This window comes from Micromonospora sp. NPDC047134 (assembly GCF_040643455.1).
Taxonomy (GTDB): Bacteria; Actinomycetota; Actinomycetes; order Mycobacteriales; family Micromonosporaceae; genus Micromonospora.
In genome coordinates this window covers 191,823-214,313 of record NZ_JBEYUI010000002.1, presented here as the reverse complement: position 1 = coordinate 214,313, position 22,491 = coordinate 191,823, and the positions used below count along the sequence as shown (strand labels likewise).

Below are 22,491 nucleotides of genomic sequence, written 5' to 3'. Positions count from 1 at the left end.
CGCAGACCGACGGCAGGGGTCAGGGTGACTCGACCTCGATGATGCGGAACCGGTGCACCTCGGCGCCGACGATGGCGACCTGCTGCTCCGGTTCCGGGCCGGAAGCGCGGAAGTCCAACAGTTGCTCCTCGGACTCCCACCGCTCGTAGACGTTGATCCGTCCCGGCTCCACCAGATCGGCGCTGATGGCGAAATCCACACAGCCGGGCGCCGACCTGGCCTGCTTGACGATCTCGACACAGGTGGCCAGGTAGTCGTCCCGCTCGACGGGATCGACATACAACGTGCCGGCGACTATCAACACCTTCGGACCTCCGCGGATCGGGACATCGACCACGCCAGTCATACTCCCCCGCCCCGACATCTCCCGGCCCTCGAACCGGCGATCAGCCACCCCCAGGTCACGCCCGGGTGATCGCGTTGGCGTGGATCGCCTCGTTCAGGTACGCCCCCAACCCCGGCGCCATGGCCTCGTAATGGGCCAGGAACCGCTCGTCGGCGACATACATGTCGGCCAGCCCGGTGTGGATCTCGTACGAGCACTCGTAGAACCATCGGCTGATGTGCTGCCGGTGCTCCTCGGCCAACTCCATCGCCGCCGGGCTGTCCGCCGGGGCCCCGGAGGCCATCAGCGCGACGATCCGCCGCCCCCAGTCCTCGGACTCCTCCTTGATCCGCAGCCAGTCCGCCTTGGCGTAGCCGGACACCCGACGATTCGACTCCCGGTACGCCTCGGTGTCGCCCCAGCGCTGCTCCGCCTCCTCGGCGTGCGCCTCCGGCTCGAAGTCACCGAACACCTCGAAACGCTCCTGCGGGGTCAGTGGAATGTTCAACTTGCTCGCCTCCATCGCAAACTCGATCGCCGTGACCATCTCCTGCAACCGCTTGATCCGTACCGTCAGCAGCTCGTGCTGGCGGCGCAGATGCGCGTCCCGGTCACCGGCCGGGTCGGCGAGAATCTCGGCGATCTGTTCCAGCGGGAACCCCAGCTCGCGGTAGTACCGGACCAGTTGCAGCCGCTCCAGGTCCGCCTCGCTGTAGCGGCGGTAGCCGGCGGCGGTGCGCCCGCTGGGCGACAGCAACCCGATCTGGTCGTAGTGGTGCAGGGCCCGCACGGTCACCCCGGCGAGCTTGGCGACCTGACCCACGGTGTACGCCATGGTTCCCTCCCTTCGGCAACCACGGTCCCGCCTGCCGTTACGTGAGGGTCAAGTCCGATTCTGCGACATCGGCCACGGGGGCGGGGCCGCAGCGGGCCAGGACGGTACGCAACTCGTCCAGGGCGGCGGGCCGCCCGTACCGGTAGCCCTGCCCCTGCACGCAGCCGATCGCGGCCACCGCGTCGTGCTGCCGCTCGGTCTCCACCCCCTCGGCCACCACCCCCAGGCCGTACGCCCCGGCCAACCGGGTGACCATCTCCACCGTGGCGTACGCCCGGGTGTCCTCGGAGAGCCGGGCCACGAAGGACCTGTCGATCTTCAACTCGGTGGCCGGGATCCGGTGCAGGTAGCTCAGCGAGGAGTAGCCGGTGCCGAAGTCGTCGATGGCGATCCGGATGCCCAGCTCACGGAGTTGACTCAGCCGGTCGAGCACCGCCTCGCTGCCCTCGATCAACGCCGACTCGGTCAGCTCCAGGGTCAGGGCCCGCGGGGCCAGTCCGGCCCCCGCGGTGGCCTCGGTGACGGTGGCGATGAGATCCGGTCGGCGCAGGTGGGAGGCCGCGATGTTCACCGCCACGGTGGCCGCCGGAACCCGGTCCTGCCAGGTGGCCGCCGCCCGACACGCCTCCTGGATCACCCACCGGTCGATCGGCAGGATCAGCCCGGTCTCCTCGGCCAGCGGCAGGAACCGCCCCGGGCTCAGGGTGCCCAGCCGGGGATGACGCCACCGCACCAACGCCTCGGCGCTGCGTACCGTGCCGGTGGCCAGGTCCACGATCGGCTGGAACTCCAGGTGCAACTGCTGCTCGTCGACCGCCCGCCGCAGGTCGGCGATCAGCTCCGCCCGGCTGACCGCGGACTCCCGCAGGGCCGGGGTGCACCGCCGGTACGCCGACTTGCCGGCCGCCTTGGCCGCGTACATCGCGATGTCGGCGTCACGCAGCAGATCCGTGTACGACTCGTGCTGCGGCCCGTACTCGGCGATGCCGATGCTGGCCGAGGGGTGGACCCCGACCACCTCCTCCCCGGCCGAGGGGTGCAGGGAGGCCAACAACCGTTCCGCCAACCCCTCCGGGGTGGCCGCGCGCCCGGTGACCAGCACCGCGAACTCGTCCCCACCGATCCGGGCGATCAGCCCGTCGTCGGCCACCGCCCCCCGCATCCGGCTCGACAGGCCGGTCAGCAGGTTGTCCCCGGTGGTGTGCCCGAACCGGTCGTTGACCTGCTTGAAGCCGTCCAGGTCGAGCAGCAGGACGGCGACCGGCTGGGCACCACCCAGGGCGGACCGCAGCCGGCGGATGAAGGCCAACCGGTTCGGCAACCCGGTGAGCTGGTCGACATAGGCGAGTTGCCGCAGCCGCCCCACCAGACGCAGGTTCTCGTTGGCCGCCAGGATCTGTCGCACCGCCAAGGCCGCCAGCAGGGCCAGCAGGGCCAGGAAGACCGGCAGCGGGCTGTGCCCGGAGACGTCCCGGGCCAGCAGGGCCGCCACGATCACCCCACCCACCGGCAGGTACGGCAGGGCCACCCGCCACCACGGCGGCAGCGGCGCCTCGCTGGCCTCCTCGCCCTGATCACACCGCTGCGGGGCGGGAAGCAGGGTGGCCGCCCCGATCAGCAGGTAGCTCAGCGGCCAGAGCACGTCGACCAGGGTGCCGGTCTGGTAGGTGCCGGCGGCCATCCAGGACGCGTACATGGCATCGGCCACCAGGGCCACGTTGCGGAACAGCAGCAGCCAGCCGATCGGAATCAACGCCAGCCCGACGATCAGCCCGTCGAGCAGGGCCAACACCCGCCCCGGGGAGGTACGCGGCGCGGTCAGCGCACACAGCACCGCTACCGTCCCGGTCAGCAGACTCGCCGTGAAGATCAGCCCGACCGGCAGGGTGTGCGGCAGTTCCTGACCGGCCAGCCGTTGAACGGTCCACAGTGCCCGGCCGGCCACCGAGAGCAGCATGGTGGCGGCCAGCAGCAGCCAGAACCGACGCAACGGCCGCGGATGCCGGCGGGCGGCCCCCACACAGGCCAGTGCCGCCCAGCTGGCCACGATGAGCGCACCGAGGTCACTGACCAGGGCCGTACCCGGCAGGGCCAGGGCCAACCAGATGGTCTCGACGGCCACGACCGCGCCTGCGGCGAGCACCCCGACGCGGGCTGACCGGGACTGCCCGGCCGACCCCGCAGGTGCCTGCTCGATGTCCATCCGCGACACGTCGTGGCTCCGGCTTTCTCTCGATCGCGCACCCTCGACGGCGAGGACCGGTCCTGGCAAATCCGGAAAAGACTAGCCATGCCGACGACCGCGCCGCCAGATCCAGCCGGTCGGAGTCCGCAACCCGACGGCCCCTCCGATCAATTGATCACCGTCAGCAGTGAGCGGGAGGACACGCTGGGCGACGATCACCTGCCTCCGGGGCCTACCTCCACGCCTCCTCGGGGCGCGGCAGATGGTCCCCTTCCCCGGCCGGGCCGGGGGGACCCCCGTGGGTCCAGGGGGTCTCCTCCAACGCCGGGAAGGTCCCGGCCGGCACGTACGCCTCACTGAGGGTGGTGTAGCAGAGCCGCTCCCCCACCTCCGGCACACTGCCCGGGGTGGCGGTCAGCCCGCGCCCCATCCCGCCGGAGAGCTCCAACACCACCTCGGTCCTGCCCTCGGCCCCCGGAGTCACGAAGACCACCCGCGCCTTCTGCCCCGGCCGGGTGGGGCTGGACAGCGCCGCACCGGCCCCTACCAGCACCGGATCGGTGGTGACCACCTGGATCCGAGGACGCAACACCGGCCGTCGACCACTGTCGTCGATCCGCCCCGGATCGGCCAACACCACCTCCCCGACGAAGGCCTCCCCGGTCAACCGGTACTCGGCCATCACCAGCGGATCGTCGTAGGCGCGCTGCACCGCGTACCGGGCTGCGGCCCGTTCCAGCCGATGCAGCCGGGCGGCTGCCGCCACCGCACCGTCGCGGCGCGGCTGGGGTGCACCGTCGGCGTCGACATGCTCGGTGTAGGCGGTGAAGGCGTCCCGGTCACCCTCCCACCGGGCGGGCACCCGGGCGCCGAGCGGCAGCGCCCGCAACAACCCCACCCCGCGCCACATCAGCTCCCAGGTGGGCGTCAACTGGTCGCGCAGCAACTTCTCCAGCTCCGCGTACGCCTCACCCCGGGCCGCCTCGTCCGCCTCGGCGGCCGCGTACGCCTCGATGGCCGGGGCCAGCCGCTCGTTGTCGAAACCCGGGTCGGTGGCCGGACCGGCGGGCGGACACCGGACCGGGTCCTCGGCGTACGCCGCCGCCTCGGCACCGGTCATCCCGGCCGGCGGGGCGATCCAGCCCAGCAGGGCCGGCAGGTGCAGGTCCTCCACCGCGCTCTGCCCGGTAGCCCAGTGCAGACTCAACGCCTGGGTCATCGCCACCAGGGTCGCCGAGCCCGGATGCTCGGCCCGCTCGGCGAAGAAGGTCAGCCACCGCCCCAGCAAGGGCACCTGCGGCGGCACCGGATACTCCCCGTCGACCCGCCGGAACCGGGTGGCCCGACCCAGCAGCCGCAGGAAGGTAACCCCGGCCGGATTCGGCACCAGCACCTGGGGTGCGTCCAGGTAGCGGTACCGCACCTCCCGTCCCCGGTCGACCGACACCGCCTCGTTGGCGCCCCGATGAGAGTCCACATAGGGCAGTACGGTGGCCGCCAACTCGGCCACGAAGGCGAACCGCTGATCCCGGTTACGCGGCTGCGGCACGATCAGCAGCCGCCCCTCACCCGGTGCCGCGCCGACCATCGCCGCCAGCGGGGCGTTCGCCTCCCCCGCCATGGCCAGGGGCACCAACACCAGGGGCCGTCGCGACAGATGCAGGTGCCGGACGGTGGCGACCGGCTGGGCCACCCCGGCGGCCACCGCCTGCGCCGCCGCCAACGCCCGCAAGCTACTCATGCCGCCCCACCGAGGGCTTCGGTGCGCAGGCGGGCGGCGGTGCGGAGCAGGGTCGCGGCCTCGGCCCGCTGGGGATCGGCCACCGGGTCACCGGCGGCCAGCGCCAGAACCTCCTCCACCCGGTCGATGCCACCGAGGGCCTCGCGGACCGGACGGCCCAGCGCCCCGGTCTGCCCACGCGCCTCGTGCCGACAGAAGTACGCCAACTCGCAGGCGGCCAGGCAATCCGGGGCGTAGCGGGCCGGCACCTGGGACAGCGCCGCTACCAGGGCCGCCGGGTCAGCGGCCGGATCGGCGGTGAAATCGGCGGGTACGGCAGCCAGCAACTCGTCGAGCTGATCCATCCGGTCCAGTTGTCGGCGTACCACCAGCAGTTGCTTGCGGACGTCCAGCAGGTGGGCCACCGGCTGGTTGGTGAAGTCGCGCGGGCAGATCAGCACCACCTCGTGCGACACCAGCTGCGGATCGTGCCCCCGCGCGGCGAGCAGCTCCCGCAGGGCCAGCACGTACACCGCCGACTGGATCGCCGCGGCGGCCAGCTTGGCCCCGTCGGCCTGCCCGTCGACGACCGGGAAAGACTTGATCTCGACCACGTGGAACCGGCCGCCCAGCCGCGCGGCCACCAGGTCCGGTTCCAGATGCACCCGCCGCCCGGCGACCTCCAACCCCAACAACGGATGATCGAACAACGCCGCAGCCTGGGCCTGGTCCGGGTCCGCCTGGCCGGGCGTCGATGCCGGGTCGATGCCCTGCGCCTGGCCCGGGACCGGCACTTCCGGCTCGTGCACCTGCGGTGTCACGGCTGCGGTGAGCAGGGCGGCGGAGCGCTGCGCCCGATCGGCCACCTCCTCGCCGGCACCGAGATCGATCCAGCTCGCCACCGCCGGCACCGCGACCCCGAGCCGCTCGGCCACCAGGCGCAGCAGTTCGGCACCCCCGTCGGCCTTCACCTGCGCCTCGAACGCGTTACCTCGGGTGATGGCGAACCGGGATTGGCCGAACCGGGCGGGAAAGCCAATCCGCTCGGCCAGCGACGGCTTGTCCACCCCAGCCCCGTCCAGGATCGCCCGGCGGTTGCAACCCGGGTTACCGGTCAACGCCGCGATCGTCCGGGCGTTGTGCCGCCGCGGCGGCAATCCACCCCGAATCGCCGCCAACCGCTGCTCGCTGCTCGTCACGACACGCCACCCTAGCCGTTACCTCTCAGTGCGTTTTGGTGAGCGCATGATCGGTAGTCCCGCCTTGCGGTGGGACGGTCCCGGTCTGACCGACTGGTGTCGTGCCGGGTTCATAGAGCGCCAAAGACTGCTGACATCACCGCAGTTGTCAATCCCCACCCTCCCCGCCACCCCTCCCCCGCGCCCCACCCCCCGCCCTCACCCCGCAGATCTTGCACTTTCGGTCGCCGATACACGCTCACGCCCGAAACACCCCGTTGATCATGAGGTTGATGGCAGTGCGGAGATCAACGACTGCCGTCAACCTCATGATCAACGGGGCGAATCGGCGCGGGAGGGTGGGGTGGGGGGTGGGGTGGGGGGAGAGAGCGGGTTAGGGGGTGGGGAGCCAGATGGGTTGCCAGTTGGGGATCTCGTGGAAGCGGCGTAGTTCGGCTAGGCCGGAGACGGAGCCGGACCAGGCGGCGTACGGAGGGTTCTGCTCGTCGAAGCCGCTCTGCACGAAGGTGAGCCGGGTCTTGCCGTCGGACTCGGCCAGTTCAAAGGTCGTCACGCCGGGCTCTCCCCAGTCGACGGACATCCGCCGGCCCGGCTCCAGGTCGACGATCTTGGCGGCGTCGCCGTGCTCGAGGCCGCCCATGGCGTACCGGCCACCGACCCAGGGCTCGATGCCGATCGGGTAGCCGAACCAGGCGGTCACCTGCTCCGAGTCGGTCAGCGACTCCCAGACCTTGTCGGCCGGGGCGTTGATGACCATTTCGGCGCGGAAATCGGCGCTGGTGAAGTCCGTCTTCGGCAGCAGTGGGCTGCCTTCCAGGTGGGCGCCCAGGTTGGCGGTCGCCAGGGCCCAGTAGGTCAGGAGCACCCCCCGGATGCTGGTGCCGTTGACGACGTCGTTGAAGTCGTAGTGGGTCTGCGACAGGTGCAGCACGGTGGCGTCCGGCCCGTCCGGACTCAGGGTGATCTCGGTGGTGGTCTCCTCCCCGTCGAGTAACCAGGCGAAGCGCAGCCGCTCGTCGTCGACGTGCAGCAGTCGCTGGTGCGGGGCGTCGCCCTCGGGGGTGTAGCGGCCCCAGAACTCGTACCGCTTGGGCAGGTCGACCTCAACATGCTCGGCCAGCCAGATCCGCAACTCGGCCGGATCGGTCAGGGCTTGGTGTACCCGCGCGATCGGTGCGGTCAGGCGTACGGCGAAGGTCATCGGTTCAGTCACGGTCGGTCTCCTTCGGGTAGCAGGCCACGGCGAGTTTGAAGGCGTCGCCTTCGGCGCCGCCGTAGCGGGTGAACAACTCCTGTAACGCGGACTGGAGGTCGTGCAGGAATTCCTGCCGGCGCTCGGCCGGCACCCGGATCTCCCCGGAGACGCCGATCGAGGGCAGTTCGGGTGCGCTGCGGTCGAGGGCGGCGACGTCGGCCTGGACCTCTTCCATCAGGTCCAGCAGGTAGCCCAGGCTCAACTCGTCGCGGGTGCGACGCAGCCCGATCCGCCCCACCACCCGGGGCGAGAGCCAGTACGACCGGGCGGCGGCCTGGTAGATGCCCTCGGTGATGCCGCGGACCTTGCGCTGGTCGACCTGCTCCACCAGCCCGGCCCCGACCAGCTGCTTGACGTGGTAGTAGACCCGCTGCGGGGTCTGCTCCAGTCGGGCGGCCACCTCGGTGCAGGTGCGCGGCTCGGCCAACTGCCGCAGCACCTCGACACGCTGCGGCTTGAGCAGGGTCTCGGCCTGCTCGATCTGCTCCAGGTACAGGACGTCTCTCATAGCAAAAATCAGCTTGTACGTACAAAATCTGTTTGTCAATCGATTCGACGAAGGCCGCGCCGGGCGATTCCGACGCGGCCTTCGTCGATCAGGAGGTCAGGAGATCAGTGGGTCAGGAGATCAGTGGGTCAGGAGATCAGTGGGTCAGAAGGTCAGTGGGTCAACGGGTCAGGCCAGCCAGTCCGGGCGCAGCGGGTAGCCGTTCACCCCGTCGGGGCCGTTGCGGGTCGCCACGACCTGGTGCAGTTGGATGCCGTTGCGTTCGAAGGCCAACCGCGAACCGGCCATGTAGAGCCCCCACACCCGGGCCGTGCCGGTGCCCACCTCGCCGACGCAGAAATCCCAGTGCTCGACCAGGTTGCGGCACCAGGCCGCCAGGGTCAGGGCATAGTGCTGGCGCAGGTTCTCCTCATGGTGCACCTCCAGCCCGACATCGTGGATCTCGCTGATCAGCCGACCCGGGCCGGCCAACTCGCCGTCCGGGAAGACGTACCGGTCGATGAAGGCCCCGGAGCGGTGCGGCGCCCGGTTGTCCGCCCGGGTGATGCAGTGGTTGAGCAGACGCCCCTCCGGCCGCAGCCGGTCGGCCAGGGCACCGAAGTACACCGGGTAGTTGCGGACCCCGATGTGCTCGGTCAGGCCAATCGAGGAGACCGCGTCGAACTGCTCGGGTGGGGCGTCCCGGTAGTCCAGGTGCCGCACCTCGGCCAGCCCGGTCAAGCCCTCCCGCTCGATCGCGGCCTGGGCCCACTGGGCCTGCGCCCGGGACAACGTCACCCCCAGGGCCTTGACCCCGTACTCCCGGGCCGCGTGCCGGACCATGCCGCCCCACCCGCAGCCCACATCCAGCAGCCGCATCCCCGGGCGCAGCGCCAGCTTGCCCGCCACCAGGTCGTACTTGCTGGCCTGGGCCTGCTCCAGGGTGTCGTCCGGGCTGCGGTACACCGCGCAGGTGTAGGTCATCGAGGGTCCCAACACCTTCTCGTAGAAGGCGTTGGACACGTCGTAGTGGTGGGAGATGGCGCTGCTGTCGCGCAGGCGCGAATGCCGCAGCCCACTCATCACCCGCTTCCAGCGCGGCACCGCCTCCTGCGGCGGGGGCGGCGGCGGCAGCAGGCGCTCCCAGCCCAGCTCGCGTACCAGGGCCAGCCCCTCGGCCAGGGCCGGTGGGCGCAGCCGCAACTCGTCCTTGAACACCCGCAACGCCTCGTAGGGATCGCCCGGGTGCACCCCCTCCAGGGCCAGATCCCCGCTGACGTACGCCCGCGCCATGCCCAGGTCACCCGGGGCGGTGAGCAGGTACGACAGCCCTCGCTCGGTGCGGATCGACAGGGTGATGCCGGAATCGGTGGGCCCGATGGCGCTGCCGTCGTAGCCGGTGACCCGCACCGGCAGGGGTCCTGCGGTGACCGCCCGGACGACGTCCGCCACGGTCGGTCCGCGCCGCCCGGACCCCGGCGGCGGGGTGGCGGCGGCGCCGGCTGTTCCCTGGTCTCGGTCCGTCAGGCTCATGCCGGCACTCCGTTCCGCGCCGCATCCACGCCGAGCCTGATGATTCGCTCGCTCATGCTCGTGCTACCGCCTTTTCGTACAGTCCGGTGAGGCGATGCTCCGGGTCGTACCGGTCCCGCACGGCACGCCATGTGTCGCCGCCGTAGAGCCGGTCGAACGCATCCCGGTCGTAGTACGCGTCGGAGTAGAGCGACTTGTGCCCGCCCACCTCCGACACCGCGCGCTCGATCTCCCGGTTGACGTCGCCGTCGGCGGCGCCCTCGGCGATCGGCACAGTTCCCCAGAACCCGATGTTGACGTAGTCCTGCGCCGGCCGTAGTGGATACAGGGGCCAGGACCGGGCCGATCCGGCGCCCGTCGGCTCACGCAGCCGCAGCGGGCACAACCACACCGGGGTCATCCGCACCCGGTCGGCGAACCAGTGCAGGAATTCCGCCGTACGCTCCAGCGGAATCTCCACGTCCTGCACCACCCGCTCCCGGGCCGGCTGGCCGCGCCAGCGGTCGATCCGGGCGGCCACCTGATGCCGGTGCTCCAGGCGCACGATGCGGTGGTAGACGTCGCTGCGCCGCCACCGCGCCGGCCACAGCCGTCGTACCACCGGATGCTGCACCCCGAAGGCGGCCGAGCACCAGAACCAGTCCGTGTCCCAGCGCCACAGGTAGTCGTGGGTGGTCAACGCATCGTCCCGGCGTCGCCGCAACGAGCGGTAGTAGATCTCCTGCCCGGTGTAGTCGGACACCGCCGGCACCTCGTCGGTGAAGGTGCCCAGCACCAGGTACGCCTCCTCGGGGCTGAACATCACCCCGTCCAGGGCGTCCACCGGCTGCCCTTCCCAACTGCGGTCGGCCGTGATCTGGCCGATCGCGTCGGTCAGCTCGGCCAGGTCGGTGAAGCGCACATTGCGCAGGGCGACGAAGCGGCGGACCGGCTGGAGCTCGATGCGCAGTCGGGTGGCGTAGCCGAGGCTGCCCAGCGAGTTGGGGAAGGCCGCGAACAGGTCGGCGTGCTCCCCCTCAGGCCGGGCACTGATCACCTCCCCGGCACCGGTCAGCACGTCCAGCTCGATGACGGACTCGTGCGGCAGGCCGTTGCGGAAGGAGGTCGACTCGATGCCCAGCCCGGTCACCGCCCCACCCAGGGTGATGGTGCGCAACTGGGGCACCACCAAGGGCATCAGCCCGTACGCCAGGGTCGCCTCGACCAGCCGTTCGTAGGTGCACATGCCCTGCACCTCGGCGGTGCGGGCGACCGGGTCGACGCCCAGGACCCCGTCCAGCCCACTGACGTCCAACCCGGTGGAGCGGGGTGCGTTACGCGGACGGAACAGGTTGGAGGTGCGCTTGGCCAGCCGAACCGGTTGACCCGGTGGCACCGCATAATACGACCGCCGCAGCTGGGCCACCGCCCGGTCGTGATCACGCACAGCGCGCATGGGATCACTTTACGCGCCGACGATGCGTGGGGATGCCCCTGAGGGCATTTCGGATACTCCGTGTCTGCGGTATCCGCCTGCGGTGGGGCGGGCCTAGCGTGGAGTCATGCCGAAAGCTGTGTGGAACGACCTGATCATCGCCGAGAGCGAGGACACCGTGGTGGTGGAGGGCAACCACTACTTCCCCCGCTCGGCCCTGCGGGAGGACCTGCTCCGCGCCTCCGACACCCACACCTTCTGCCCGTGGAAGGGCACCGCCTCCTACTACACGCTGGAACACGCGGGCCGGACCAGCGCCGACGCGGTCTGGTACTACCCGCAGCCGCTGCCGGAGGCGGAGATGGTCCGCGACCGGGTGGCCTTCTGGAAGGACGTCCGGGTCGTCGACTGAGTCACCGCGACAGGGGGCGGCTGGCCCGGCCCGGCGGGCGTGGACCAGGATGCCGGCATGTCGGAAACCGAGGGATCGGGCCGGGTCTACGGCACCCACCGTCGGGGCCTGCTCCGCGATCCGCTGCTGAGCACGGCCCTGGGGGTCGGGCTCGTCGGCGTCCTGGTCGGGGTGCTGTTCGCCACCGAGGTGCTCGGCGGTGGCGACCCGCCATCCTCCCCCACGGTGCTGAGCAGCCCGGTCACGCCCAGCCCGACCGAGACGGAACCGACCCTGACCATCGTCGAGGACCCCGAGGCCACGCCTTCGGCAAGCCCCACTCCCACCCCCGCCCCGGACCCGGTGGTCGGCACGAGGGTGGTCCGCAGTGTCGGCTCGGGCCTGTGCCTGGGGCTAGACGGTGCCGGCGAGATGGCCCTGGCCGAGTTGGCCGGGTGCTCCGGCGGGCCGGAACAGCAGTGGGTGGTCAACCGGTTCGGCCCGGACACGGTCACCCTGACCAGTGCCGCGTACAACCAGTGCCTGGACGTCGAGGGCGGCAGCGGCGACGACGGCGCCCGGGTGTTGCAGTTCCGCTGCCACGGCGAGGCCAACCAGCAGTGGCGCCTGCAGCCGGTCGACGGCGGCGCGGCCCTGCTGGTCGCCGTGCACAGCGGCAAGTGCGCCCAGGTCAACGGCGGTGGCGCGGCGGCCGGCGACGACCTGGTCCAGGCCCCCTGCGACGGCAACCCCGCCCAGCGCTGGACCCTCCAGTGATCCTGGGAAGCAGCTAGCGCCGACCCCGACGGGCCCGCAGATAGTCGCTGACCACGTACTCGCCCAGGTCCTCGGTGTCCGGGGTGAAGACCCGGCCACCGCTGCGGCGGGCCACCGCGTCGACGAACCGACGCAGCCCGGGGTCGTCGCCGAGCATGAACAGGTTCAGGGTAGCCCCGCGCCGACCCAGCCGGTCCACCTCCCGGATCGTCGCATCGATCGTCTCCGGTAGCGGCGGCCAGCAGAACACCGCCTCCCCGTCCTCGGGATCCAGATGGGCGGTGGGCTCCCCGTCGGTGACCACCAGCACCACCGGCTCGGCGTCCGGATGACGACTCAGGTGCCGACCGGCCAACCGCAGCGCGTGTTGAAGGTTCGTACCCTGGGCCCGGTCCGGCTCCACCGCAGCCAACTCCTGTTGGCTGAGGGTCGCCGCCTCTCGGCCGAATCCGATGATCTGCAAGGCGTCCTGCGGGAACCGGGTGGCCATCAGGTGGGCCAGGGCCAGCGCGGTCTGCTTCATCGGGCCCCACCGGCCCTGCGAGATCATCGAGTACGACAGGTCCACGCAGAGGGCCACCGCCGCGGCGGCCCGCCGCTCGGTCTCGACCACCTCGAAGTCCGACACCGCCAGCCGCACCGGCACCCCCGGCCCGGACCGGGCCACCGCCCGGGTGAGGGTACGCACCACGTCCAGGGGCTGCTCGTCGCCGTACTCCCAGGGGCGGGAGGCCCCACTGACCTCCCCGGCGGCTCCCGCCGAACGCAGGTCGTGTCGCCCGCGCGGGCCGGCGGTCAGCTCGGCGAAGACCTGACGCAGAGCGGTGCCCCCTAGCCGGCGCAGCGCCTTGGGGCTGAGGGTCAGCCCTTCGGCATCCCGGGTCACCCAACCCTGCCGACGCAGCTCACGCTCCAGCTCCCGCAATTGGCGTACGTCCTCGGCGGCGTCGCGACCCAACGTCCGGGCTACCGCCTCGACGTCGATGTCGTCCAGGGTGGCCCCGGGGTGCCCCTGGCCCAGTTGGTCCAGCAGGTCATCCAGTTCGGCCACCTCGTCGAGCACCCCGGTCGCCTCGCCGTACCCCAGGGGTTGACCGCCCTGGGTCCGCTCGCCGCGCCCCCAGCGCAGGTCCGGTCGCAGGGAGCGCAGGTTCTGCTCCAGCGCGGCCAACTCCCCGGCCAGCCGGTCACCGAGGGACTGCCGCATCAGCTCGGACAGCTCCGTACGCTGCCGCTCGGACAGCGAGTTCATCAGCCGCTGCCCGGCCGCCGCCCGGCGGGCCAGCAGCTCGATCAGTTCGTCGACGTTCCCGGGTCGTTCCGGGAAGAACTCGCCGTGCCGGCGCATGAACTCGGCGAAGGCGTCCGTGGTGTCCTCGGCGCGGGCGTGCCGGGCCAGCAGGGCGTTCAGGTCCCGCATCATCTCGGCCAGCCGCTGCTGCACGGCCGGGTCGGCCGCCAACTGCGCCGACTCGCGCAGCCCCGCGAACCGCTGGCCGAGCACCTCCTCCCGCAGCCCGTCGAGGATCCGCTGGTAGAGCTGGCGGGCCTCGTCGCTGGCCCACTGGTAGCCGGCCAGCTCCCGTACGGCCTGGGCGGTGGAGCGGGGCAGGTTGCTCAGCATGGTCTCGGCGAACCGGGCCGGCTCGTCCTGCCGGTTGGCCAACTCGTCCCGCTCGGCCGCCAGGGCCTGGTCGAGCAGGCCCCGGGCCCGGGTCACCGCCCCGTCCAGCTCGCCCCGACGCAGCATCTCCCGCCGCAGTCGGCGGGCCCGGGCGGTCAACTCGTCCAGCCCGCGGGACCCCTTGGGGCCTCGGCGCAGCAGGTCACGCAGTGCCTGACGCAGGCTGCCCCCGGCCAGCACCTCCTGGCCCACCTGATCCACCGCGGCCTGCACGTCGTACGGCGGGGCCAGGGGGTCGGGGCCGCCGCGCCACTGCCCGTACCGGAACCGGTTGCCGGCCATGATCAGTCCCGGCCGCCGTAGCGGGTCCGCCCCGAGTCGGTGACGTCCTTGCCCAGCCGACGGCTCAGGTGCAGTCCTTCCAAGACGAACTCGACCGCGGCGGCGGCCTGCCCGGGGCTGGGGGCGTCCCCGACACCGAGCCGGTCCAGCACCTTGGCCAGGCCGGGTACCGTGCCCACCTGGCTCAGCAGGTCGGTCGCGGAGACCAACTCCCCGGTCTCGATGGCCTTGCCGTCCTCGACCAGGGTGGTGAATCCGGACAGGTCCAGCCCGGCCAGCCGGGCCCGGAAGGTCTCCGCGGTGGCGGTACGCAGCAGATGCCCGAGGATCTCGGCCTCCCGGCCCTCCTCCCCGCTCTCGAACTCCACCTTGCCGCGCAGGGTGGAGGTCACCGACACCGCATCCCCCACCCGCGCGACCGCCTCGGCATCGGCGGCCAGCAGGCTGGCGCGGCGCAACGCGGCGGCGGCGACCGTCTCCGCGGCGGCGATGGCGAACCGGGCGGAGACCCCGGAGCGGGGATCCACCGAGGGCGAGTCGCGTACCGCCCGGGCGAACCGGGCCAGCACCTCCAGCACGTGCTCCGGCACCTCGGCGACCAGGTCGGCCTCCTGCCGGATCAGCGCCAGCTCCAACTCCAGGTCGGTCGGATAGTGGGTACGGATCTCGGCGCCGAACCGGTCCTTGAGCGGGGTGATGATCCGCCCCCGGTTGGTGTAGTCCTCCGGGTTGGCGCTGGCCACCAGGAGCAGGTCCAGCGGCAGCCGCAGCTGGTAGCCGCGTACCTGGATGTCCCGTTCCTCCAGCACGTTGAGCAACGCCACCTGGATCCGCTCGGCCAGGTCGGGCAGCTCGTTGACCGCGAAGATGCCCCGGTTGGTACGCGGCACCAGACCGAAGTGGATCGTCTCCGGGTCGCCCAGGGTGCGCCCCTGCGCCAGCCGGATGGGGTCGACGTCGCCGATCAGGTCGCCGACGCTGGTGTCCGGGGTGGCCAGCTTCTCGCCGTAGCGCATCGAGCGGTGCAGCCAGCCGACCGGCAGGTCGTCGCCGGCCTCGGCGACCAGCGCCCGGGATGACGGGGTGACCGGGTGCAGGGGGTGCTCGTTGAGCACCGATCCGGCGATCACCGGGGTCCACTCGTCCAGCAGCTCCACCAGGGACCGGATCAGCCGGGTCTTGCCTTGGCCCCGCTCGCCGAGCAGCACCATGTCGTGTCCGGCCAGCAGCGCCCGTTCCACCTCGGGCAGCACGGTGTCGTCGTACCCGACGATGCCGGCGAAGCGTGGCGCACCTTCCCGCATCCGGGCCAGCAGGTTGTCCCGCAACTCCTGCTTGACGGTGCGGTATCGCCATCCGGCGGCGCGTAACGCGCCGAGGGTGGCGGGCAGATCGGGCGACGGGATCGGAGTTGCCGGAAAGCTGCTCACCAGACCACGCTAGCTCGCACTCGCCGCGATCAGGCCCGCTAGCCCGACCGGGTCGGATTGTCGATACCGCAAGGCCCCGGGTGGCGGCGCGGACCACAAAGATGATCGATGCGCTACGCGATTTGTCCGAAACCAACCGTAGCGGCGCATGAGACAGGGATCGACATCGACCGGCGTGGAACCGGTGACCCGGGCGGCGCATTCAGCTATCGTCGTGGATGCCTGGAGGGGAGCAGTCATGAGCAGGAAGCGCCTCGGGGTGCTCATACTCCTGATCGCCACGCCGCTGTTGATCGGGGCGAGCCTGCTGATGGTCGGCGGTGATCGCCCGGTTTCGGACGACGGCCCGGCACCGCCCTCGACCATGGACGAGACGACCGGCATCGTGACCGGCACCGTCACCACCGCCGCCGGCGCCCCCGTCGAGAGAGCCGCCGTCCAGGTCAGGGCCCTCGACGATCCGGCTCCGGCGATACCGGAGATCGGGGTGCTCACCGGGGACACCGGGCAGTACGAGTGGCGACTCCTGCCGGGCCGCTACGAGATCGTGATCAGCAGCGAGGAGCGGGACAGCCCGCCGCAGACCGCTACCGTCACCGCCGGCGGAGTCGTCCGGCTGGACTTCACCCTCCCCTGACCAACGGGTCAGAGAGCGGCCAGGGCGGTGTCGATGGCCTCGCGCTGGGCCTGGTCGGAGTAGACGGCCGGATCGACGGCCGCCAGCACGTTCAGCCCCTCGACCAGGGCCACCAGGCTGGTCGCGGTGGCCGTACAGTCGGTCGGCGACCGGTCCGGCCGTGCCTCGGCGACCAGAGCGGCGATCCGGTCGACGAACCGGCGGTTGTAGGAGCGGTGCAGGTCGGCCAGGACCGGGTCGGCCAGGGCTGCGGCCAGGAAACCCACCCACACCCGTGCCTGCTCCCGCTTCTCCTCGGTCGGCGAGGCCGCCTGCCACAGCACGGCCCGTAGCGCCGCCCGAGGGCTGTCCGCGGCCGCCTGCGCCGCGTCGGCCTGCTGGCCGGTACGCCGGTGCAGCAGTTCCCGGGCGTGCACCAGCAGAGCCTGCTTGTCGGCGAAGGTGTGCAGGACCATCCCGGTGGTGCAGCCGGCCCGCTCGGCTACCGCCCGCAGGGTCAGGCCGGACAGACCCCGCTCGGCCAGCACCGACCAGGTGGCCGCCGACAGCCGCTGCTGCTGGTCGACCAGGTCACGTCGTCTGGCCATCCGTACCCCTTCCGGGAGAGCCGATCCGTAGCGTACGTTACGGTAACGCTTGTTACGGAGTCTGGGCGGAAGGAAGGTCGTCATGGTCCTCGTCGACCAGGAGCCGTGGGAGTCCACCGACGCGGTCCGGCTGCGCGAGGCGCAGCGCGTCGAACTCGACGCCCGCTACGGCAACGACAACCACGAACCCGGCGAGGAACCCACCGCCGCCAGCGTCCCGGTCTTCCTGGTCGCCCGCGACGCCGACGGCACCGCCGTGGGCTGCGGCGGCCTGCGCCCGCTCACCCCCGACTCCGCCGAGATCAAACGGATGTACGTCATCCCGGCCGCCCGGGGCACCGGGGTCGCCGTCGCCATCCTGCGCGCCCTGGAGCACCAGGCCCGCGAGCTGGGCGTACGCACCCTGCTGCTGGAGACCGGCACCGCCCAGCCCGAGGCCATGCGCTTCTACGAGCGCGAGGGCTACCACCGCATCGACAACTTCGGCCCGTACCGGGGAGCGCCGTTGTCCATCTGCTACGCCCGCGACCTACCCTGACCGACCCTCGTCGCTGGCTGCTGGTCAGCGTCCGGCGCGGGCCCGGAGCATTCCCGGTACGGCGGCCAGCCCGGTGACCGGGCGGAACGCCCGCGCCGCGTTGACCAGAGCGGCGTACTCGTCCTCGGCCAGGTCGATCTCCGCGGCGGCGGCGTTGCGTTCCACCTGCTCCACCGTGGAGGCCCCCGGAATCGCCACCACGTTGGGGTGCCGCAACACGTACGCCAGGGCGATCTGGCTGGGGGTGGCGTCGTGCGCGGCGGCCACCTGACGCAGGGTCTCGATCAGGGCGGTGCCGCGCTCCAGGTTCTCCGGCAGAAAGTACGGGTTGGCCCTGCGCACCGCCCCGACCGGCGGATGATTCGCGTCGTACCGCCCGGAGAGGAACCCCTGCGCCAACGGGCTGTACGCGATGACCAGGCGACCGGCCTGCTCCGCGTACGGCAGAAGGTCGTCCTCCGGCTTGCGGTCGATCAGGCTGTAGCGCACCTGGTTGCTCAACACCCGACGGCCCAGCGCGGCCTCGGCCACCTGCCAGCGACGCAGGCTGTAGTTGCTGACCCCCACCTCGCCGACCAGGCCGACCTCCTGGAGGGCCCGCATCCCCCGCATGGTGTTCTGATCGCTGACCACCGGGTTGGGCGAATGCACCTGGTAGAGATCGATGCGGGTGGTCCCCAGCCGGGCCGCCGAGGCGACCGCCCGCTGCTGCACCACGGCGGCCACCGGCAGCACCGGAAATATCTTGGTAGCGACGGTGACCTTGTCCCGGGCCTCGGTCAGGGCGGCGCCGAGGATCCGCTCGCTGCGACCGAAACCGTACAGCTCTGCGGTGTCGAAGAGGGTGACGCCCAACTCGACCGCCCGCCGGACGATGGCCCCCGCCAACTTCTCGTAGTCCGGACCGTACCCCCACTCCCGCGACCCGAACTGCCAGGTGCCTAGGCCGATCTTGGACAGGGGTTTCGGGGTGTCGAGCCGCACGTAGCGCATGGCTGGAACGGTACCCGTCCCGACCTCTGATTTACCCCCAGTGACACGGCCGCACCGATTCCTGCACCTGTCGTCGGACCGCGAGGCCAAATGTTCATGGTCGGCGACAACCGCCCGTTGTCGCACGACTCGCGGCCCGTCGTGCCGTAGCCATTCGATGCCGCACAGGTGGCGGTACGGATCCGCCGGGACAGTGGCCAGGTCGATGGCCTTGACGATCCAACTCCACGACGCACCTCCGTCTTGGTCGACTGCCGCCCTGCCTAGAGATTCGTCCTATCTGGAGCAGCGACACGCCGCCGAGTGCCTGCTCAGGAGCCTTTGATCACGAAAGATAGGGCTCATTCAATTGCCCATGGCATAATCGCACGAGTGTCGATCGAGAGCATCTTCATAAGGTCCAGCGCGCAGGCAGCGAAATACCTCGGGGCCACAATCAAGGAAACCTGGAAGACCAGACGGCTCAAAGATAAAATCGAACATCCCGTCGCCCAGCAAACTATCGCCGAATTCCTCGAACGACTGAACCCTGCAAACGCGGACGAATTGCACAGATTCCTCGAGTCCGCGCAGTTTGAATTCCTGGCAAATCAAGTGCTGCTATGGCAGGCGACTGGCTGGGATAACGATCGACACACGAACCTTTTGCATGAGATCCGCAGCAGCCTGAGCCGTGTCACCTCCCTCGACTCGGGGGACGTCCGAATCGGCGGTGATATAATCCTGCAGTTCCTGACGGTCGTCATTGTAGGAACAATGCAACGTTTTGACGCGGCCAGACAACCCCAGGCGGCCAGCGCTGCAACCGCGATGGCCTGTCATCAACTGCGCAACAACGAGTTCGTAGCGCACCTACGGGGCCTCTCGATCATCCACCAGTACAGCATGCAATTGCGTCGCCAGGTCCGCGAGCTCCGGTCCATTCTACGTCTGACTCATCTCGCAACCGGACCGATAACCAGCTATGGCAGCCTCCACGTCGAACCCGCGTTCGCCCAGAACGCGGATCCCACCCGATCGTTCAGAATTCGCGAACTGCTCGCGGTTCACCGCCGGCTCGTCGTACTGGGCGATCCTGGTGCCGGCAAATCAACCTTTGCCGCAAAGCTGGCCTTTGACCTGGCAACCGATAATGTTCCCGGGCTCACCGACAAGGTGCCCTTCCTACTGGTCGCGCGGGATCATGCACACCTGCTCCAAGGCGGTCACACGCTCAACGAATTTCTGGACGCAACGTCGCGCAACCCCTATAACGTCACACCACCCGAGCACGGACTGGAGTACCTACTGAAATCGGGAAGCGCGGTCGTGATCATCGACGGCGTGGACGAACTCGGCACGCGTGAGGCCCGCTGCCGTTTCGGCGAATTGGTCGAGGCGTTCTCCAACCGATATCCCGACACCAGAATGGTTGTCACCTCACGAATCATCGGTTATGACGAAGCACCGCTCGATCCTCGATCCTTCCCTCGCGCACTGGTACGGCCGTTCACCGGCGAGCAGTGCAAGCAGTACGCCGTGAAATGGTTCGCCCTCGACAATGATTCGACACCGGCGCAGCGGGAGCGCTTGGCCCACGGCCTCATGGCCGAAACGGAGACAGTGGACGACCTGCGCCGCAACCCACTTCTCCTGTCGCTGCTTTGCTCGCTTTACGCCTCGAAACATTACATTCCGCGACACCGCACCGAAATATACGAGCAGTGCGCCGAACTGCTGTTCGAGCGCTGGGACAAACGCCGCGACATCTCCGTGCCCCTGAAGTACGTAGTTGACGTCAGGCCGGCTATCACCGAACTTGCTTGGAAGCTATTCGCTGACCCCTCTAAGGGGCAGAAGATGCGGAAGCGGGAAATTCTCGGCTTCCTGACCAAGTACCTGCGAGAAGAACGTTACGCCACCGACCACGAGGCCGCCGCTGCTGCCGAGGACTTCCTCGCGTTCTGCGCCGGTCGGGCTTGGGTGCTCACCGAGACCGGAACCGATAGTCAGGGGCCGCTGTACGGCTTCACACACAGCACCTTCCTGGAGTACTTCGCCGCCCTGCACCTGGTACGCAAGCAAGAGACGGTCGAGGCCACCTGGCAAGCGTTGCGCCCGCGCATCGGCGACGCGTCCTGGTCGGTGGTGAGCGAACTAGCAGTGCAGATCCTGGACCGCAACAGCGACGGCGGCGCCAACCGGTTCGTAGCCCACCTTGTACGCGACGACAACAAGGCGACAGATGCTGTCCGGCTATGCTTCGCAGCTCGGCTCACCAGCCACCTGACACTCAACAACGCGTCACTCCAGGATCTGTGTCTACGTGCGATCAATCGCTCGTGCGCGGTCCCGGCCGACTCCCGACGCCTCTTCTTGCCTCACGGCCCTCGATCCGAGATCCGGTTCATCGACCAGCCGCTATCTGATCTCCTGCTGGTTTCGCTACCGGAGAACGCCAGCCGTGTCGCGAGTTTTGTAATCGACGCACTGCTCAGCCGATCGGCGGCGTTCGCTGACGTCGGCTGGGCCAAGAACACTCCGGCCTTCCTACTCGCGTTCCTCAGGAACTTCTCGCGCAACGACAACGAGATGACCGAGCACATCGCCGCTCGCATGCATGACCTTGAACTGCCGAGCGAGGCACACCGGTGGGAGGCGATGCTTGATCCCCGGCCCGAGCACCTACGTGAACACGGGATCAGGATTCTTTACCAGGAAACCCTTGTGGGTCAGGTCGGGCTAGCGTCAAAAACACAGCTCCTGCTAACGCTGGCGCTGACGAACGACCGAGGCGATGCGCATGACGGCTGGCTCCTATCGCGACTGTCCGAGCTTTACGACATTATGATCAGCCAGCCATGGCCTTGGCTGACCGCCCCAGAGTCACGCCTGCACGGCTTCGCGGCCATGCGCGAGGAGATCGCCCTTCTCGCCCCGCAGGTGTCGACCACACGGTTCATGCGGCTGTCGCAACTCCATCGGTCGGCAGCAGTCCTGCTGCTGCTCCCCTACACGCAACTGTTCGCCTCCGGCCAGACCGTTTCGCCGAGTAACATCGTCAACCTCCTGAGCCTCGCCCGTCACCAGCCCAACCGCATCAATCACGCGACACGCGTGGTCGAGCAGTGGTGTCTCGAGCCGCACGCCCTCGACCTCCTCACGAAGTATTTACATGGAGAGGCATCCCCTATCGGCTGAACAGGCAGCATCAGCACCCACAGAGCAAGACTGCCCTCCGCCGGCACCACTGAGCAGGTACCGGGCCGGGGCGCACCCGCTCCGGCCCGGTAGGCACCAGGGCTCACCTGTGCTCGACGTGGTAGGCGCAGTCGCTGGCCGCAGCGCCTTCGGTGAGAGCTTTCCAGGTCGTACCGTCGAGGTCGAAGGTGTCGAGGAGATAGGCGGAGACCGCCTCGGCTACCAGGGCCACGCGGGCGGGATCCTCGTCGCTGGTCTCGGCTACCTGCTCGCCGGCCACCCCACCGAGGGTGTGTTCACCGTCGGTGATGGTGAACAGGCTCTTGGGCGTGGGGCTGAGGTGGTAGGCGTCGGTGAACCAGTCCGGCCCACGGGTGGACATCGCCGACTGGTCCTTGCCGCCCGCGACGACGAGGGCCGGCGTGGTCATGGTGGAGAAGTCCGGCCGCATGAACGGCAGATGCTCCACCGCGAAGGGGGTCAGCGAGTCGCCGGTACCGGTCGCGGTGAGCAGCGCCCCGGCCTTGACCAAGGGATGGGAGAAATCCTCCCCGGGCGTGCCGTCGGCGTCGAGCACCCGGGCACCGAGGAGGGTGCCGACGCTCTGACCACCCCAGGAGTGCCCGACGGCGGCGACCCGCTCCCGGTCGGTGCGGCCGGCCAGCCCCGCTCGGCCGAGGATGTCGTCGAGGTTGTCCAGGACGGCGTGCAGGTCGGCGATTCGGACTCGCCAGATGGTGCCGAATCGCGGGTCGTCGAACCCCAGGCCGTGGCGGCGGGAGTCGAGGTGGGTCGGCTGGACGACGACGAAGCCGGTGGCGGCCCACCGGTCGACGAGCGGCTCGTAGGCGTCCATGGACCAGGCGTTGCCGTGCGAGAACACGAGCACTGGGAGGTCGTGGCCGGAAACCGGGGCGGTGACCTTGACCGCCAGGTCGAAGTCACGTCCGGTGGTGGGCACGGGGACGGGCTTGATCGCCATGATCTGCTGGGCGAGTTGGTGCAGGTGCATGATGTCGCTGCTTCCTCTGCCGCGGGG

The 22,491-nt window shown here is 70.0% G+C and carries 19 protein-coding genes; 5 read left to right on the top strand and 14 right to left on the bottom strand.

Annotated elements, in window-relative coordinates; all coding sequences use genetic code 11:
- Nucleotides 1-19 precede the first annotated feature (19 nt).
- The 9 genes from ABZ795_RS03820 to ABZ795_RS03780 form a co-directional block, all read right to left on the bottom strand.
- Nucleotides 20-346, bottom strand: coding sequence for an antibiotic biosynthesis monooxygenase family protein (locus ABZ795_RS03820; RefSeq protein ID WP_327022553.1), 327 nt, complete (start codon nt 344-346; stop codon nt 20-22).
- Nucleotides 347-401: 55 nt separating this feature from the next.
- Entirely contained in the window at nt 402-1,160 is a 759-nt protein-coding gene (locus tag ABZ795_RS03815) for a MerR family transcriptional regulator (protein ID WP_357528601.1), read from the bottom strand.
- A 37-nt stretch (nt 1,161-1,197) separates the two neighbouring features.
- Complete coding sequence (locus ABZ795_RS03810) at nt 1,198-3,363, bottom strand: EAL domain-containing protein (protein ID WP_357528599.1); 2,166 nt, start codon at nt 3,361-3,363, stop codon at nt 1,198-1,200.
- Nucleotides 3,364-3,577: 214 nt separating this feature from the next.
- Nucleotides 3,578-5,086, bottom strand: a complete 1,509-nt coding sequence (locus tag ABZ795_RS03805) for a hypothetical protein (RefSeq protein WP_357528597.1) — start codon at nt 5,084-5,086, stop codon at nt 3,578-3,580.
- Nucleotides 5,083-6,264 carry a hypothetical protein gene (locus ABZ795_RS03800; protein ID WP_357528595.1) on the bottom strand — a complete coding sequence of 394 codons (1,182 nt, stop codon included), beginning with the start codon at nt 6,262-6,264 and terminating at the stop codon, nt 5,083-5,085. Before ABZ795_RS03800 ends, ABZ795_RS03805 begins: the two co-directional genes overlap by 4 nt.
- A 373-nt stretch (nt 6,265-6,637) precedes the next feature.
- Nucleotides 6,638-7,477, bottom strand: a complete 840-nt coding sequence (locus ABZ795_RS03795; RefSeq protein ID WP_357528593.1) for an SRPBCC domain-containing protein — start codon at nt 7,475-7,477, stop codon at nt 6,638-6,640.
- Nucleotides 7,470-8,027, bottom strand: a complete 558-nt coding sequence (locus tag ABZ795_RS03790; protein WP_327022559.1) for a helix-turn-helix domain-containing protein — start codon at nt 8,025-8,027, stop codon at nt 7,470-7,472. Before ABZ795_RS03790 ends, ABZ795_RS03795 begins: the two co-directional genes overlap by 8 nt.
- Before the next feature lie 168 nt (nt 8,028-8,195).
- Nucleotides 8,196-9,539: a class I SAM-dependent methyltransferase gene (locus ABZ795_RS03785; protein ID WP_357528591.1), complete on the bottom strand. Its 1,344-nt coding sequence runs from the start codon at nt 9,537-9,539 to the stop codon at nt 8,196-8,198.
- A 52-nt stretch (nt 9,540-9,591) separates the two neighbouring features.
- Nucleotides 9,592-10,974, bottom strand: a complete 1,383-nt coding sequence (locus ABZ795_RS03780; protein WP_357528589.1) for an FAD-binding oxidoreductase — start codon at nt 10,972-10,974, stop codon at nt 9,592-9,594.
- 106 nt (nt 10,975-11,080) lie between these two features.
- Between ABZ795_RS03780 and ABZ795_RS03775 the strand changes: the two genes are divergently transcribed.
- On the top strand, nt 11,081-11,365 hold the full coding sequence (locus ABZ795_RS03775) for a DUF427 domain-containing protein (protein ID WP_327022562.1): 285 nt from the start codon (nt 11,081-11,083) through the stop codon (nt 11,363-11,365).
- 57 nt (nt 11,366-11,422) lie between these two features.
- Nucleotides 11,423-12,121 (top strand): RICIN domain-containing protein, encoded by a 699-nt coding sequence (locus ABZ795_RS03770; protein WP_357528587.1) that lies wholly within the window; start codon nt 11,423-11,425, stop codon nt 12,119-12,121.
- A 13-nt stretch (nt 12,122-12,134) separates the two neighbouring features.
- Here ABZ795_RS03770 and ABZ795_RS03765 read toward each other — a convergent pair whose 3' ends face one another.
- Entirely contained in the window at nt 12,135-14,087 is a 1,953-nt protein-coding gene (locus tag ABZ795_RS03765) for a VWA domain-containing protein (protein WP_357528584.1), read from the bottom strand.
- A gap of 2 nt (nt 14,088-14,089) precedes the next feature.
- Complete coding sequence (locus ABZ795_RS03760) at nt 14,090-15,517, bottom strand: sigma 54-interacting transcriptional regulator (protein WP_357528582.1); 1,428 nt, start codon at nt 15,515-15,517, stop codon at nt 14,090-14,092.
- A 238-nt stretch (nt 15,518-15,755) separates the two neighbouring features.
- Here ABZ795_RS03760 and ABZ795_RS03755 point away from each other — a divergent pair, with 238 nt between their 5' ends.
- On the top strand, nt 15,756-16,154 hold the full coding sequence (locus tag ABZ795_RS03755; protein ID WP_357528580.1) for a carboxypeptidase-like regulatory domain-containing protein: 399 nt from the start codon (nt 15,756-15,758) through the stop codon (nt 16,152-16,154).
- 8 nt (nt 16,155-16,162) lie between these two features.
- Here ABZ795_RS03755 and ABZ795_RS03750 read toward each other — a convergent pair whose 3' ends face one another.
- Complete coding sequence (locus ABZ795_RS03750) at nt 16,163-16,741, bottom strand: TetR/AcrR family transcriptional regulator (protein ID WP_357528578.1); 579 nt, start codon at nt 16,739-16,741, stop codon at nt 16,163-16,165.
- A gap of 82 nt (nt 16,742-16,823) precedes the next feature.
- Here ABZ795_RS03750 and ABZ795_RS03745 point away from each other — a divergent pair, with 82 nt between their 5' ends.
- Nucleotides 16,824-17,279, top strand: a complete 456-nt coding sequence (locus tag ABZ795_RS03745) for a GNAT family N-acetyltransferase (protein WP_357528576.1) — start codon at nt 16,824-16,826, stop codon at nt 17,277-17,279.
- Between the two features lie 24 nt (nt 17,280-17,303).
- On the opposite strand, the gene ABZ795_RS03740 is transcribed toward ABZ795_RS03745, so the two are convergent.
- On the bottom strand, nt 17,304-18,272 hold the full coding sequence (locus ABZ795_RS03740; protein WP_357528574.1) for an aldo/keto reductase: 969 nt from the start codon (nt 18,270-18,272) through the stop codon (nt 17,304-17,306).
- 372 nt (nt 18,273-18,644) lie between these two features.
- On the opposite strand from ABZ795_RS03740, the gene ABZ795_RS03735 reads away from it, so the two are divergent.
- Nucleotides 18,645-21,452 carry an NACHT domain-containing protein gene (locus ABZ795_RS03735; RefSeq protein WP_357528572.1) on the top strand — a complete coding sequence of 936 codons (2,808 nt, stop codon included), beginning with the start codon at nt 18,645-18,647 and terminating at the stop codon, nt 21,450-21,452.
- A gap of 103 nt (nt 21,453-21,555) precedes the next feature.
- Here ABZ795_RS03735 and ABZ795_RS03730 read toward each other — a convergent pair whose 3' ends face one another.
- Nucleotides 21,556-22,464 (bottom strand): chlorophyllase, encoded by a 909-nt coding sequence (locus tag ABZ795_RS03730; protein ID WP_357528570.1) that lies wholly within the window; start codon nt 22,462-22,464, stop codon nt 21,556-21,558.
- Between the last annotated feature and the right edge of the window lie 27 nt (nt 22,465-22,491).

What these genes read in the sequence shown, in the direction of transcription:
- ABZ795_RS03775 (WP_327022562.1), top strand. Translation starts at nt 11,081, where the DNA reads ATGCCGAAAGCTGTGTGGAACGACCTGATCATCGCCGAGAGCGAGGAC.
- ABZ795_RS03780 (WP_357528589.1), bottom strand. Translation starts at nt 10,974, where the DNA reads ATGCGCGCTGTGCGTGATCACGACCGGGCGGTGGCCCAGCTGCGGCGG.
- ABZ795_RS03750 (WP_357528578.1), bottom strand. Translation starts at nt 16,741, where the DNA reads ATGGCCAGACGACGTGACCTGGTCGACCAGCAGCAGCGGCTGTCGGCG.
- ABZ795_RS03820 (WP_327022553.1), bottom strand. Translation starts at nt 346, where the DNA reads ATGACTGGCGTGGTCGATGTCCCGATCCGCGGAGGTCCGAAGGTGTTG.
- ABZ795_RS03770 (WP_357528587.1), top strand. Translation starts at nt 11,423, where the DNA reads ATGTCGGAAACCGAGGGATCGGGCCGGGTCTACGGCACCCACCGTCGG.
- ABZ795_RS03740 (WP_357528574.1), bottom strand. Translation starts at nt 18,272, where the DNA reads ATGCGCTACGTGCGGCTCGACACCCCGAAACCCCTGTCCAAGATCGGC.
- ABZ795_RS03785 (WP_357528591.1), bottom strand. Translation starts at nt 9,539, where the DNA reads ATGAGCCTGACGGACCGAGACCAGGGAACAGCCGGCGCCGCCGCCACC.
- ABZ795_RS03730 (WP_357528570.1), bottom strand. Translation starts at nt 22,464, where the DNA reads ATGCACCTGCACCAACTCGCCCAGCAGATCATGGCGATCAAGCCCGTC.
- ABZ795_RS03755 (WP_357528580.1), top strand. Translation starts at nt 15,756, where the DNA reads ATGAGCAGGAAGCGCCTCGGGGTGCTCATACTCCTGATCGCCACGCCG.
- ABZ795_RS03765 (WP_357528584.1), bottom strand. Translation starts at nt 14,087, where the DNA reads ATGGCCGGCAACCGGTTCCGGTACGGGCAGTGGCGCGGCGGCCCCGAC.
- ABZ795_RS03745 (WP_357528576.1), top strand. Translation starts at nt 16,824, where the DNA reads ATGGTCCTCGTCGACCAGGAGCCGTGGGAGTCCACCGACGCGGTCCGG.
- ABZ795_RS03815 (WP_357528601.1), bottom strand. Translation starts at nt 1,160, where the DNA reads ATGGCGTACACCGTGGGTCAGGTCGCCAAGCTCGCCGGGGTGACCGTG.
- ABZ795_RS03790 (WP_327022559.1), bottom strand. Translation starts at nt 8,027, where the DNA reads ATGAGAGACGTCCTGTACCTGGAGCAGATCGAGCAGGCCGAGACCCTG.
- ABZ795_RS03810 (WP_357528599.1), bottom strand. Translation starts at nt 3,363, where the DNA reads ATGGACATCGAGCAGGCACCTGCGGGGTCGGCCGGGCAGTCCCGGTCA.
- ABZ795_RS03805 (WP_357528597.1), bottom strand. Translation starts at nt 5,086, where the DNA reads ATGAGTAGCTTGCGGGCGTTGGCGGCGGCGCAGGCGGTGGCCGCCGGG.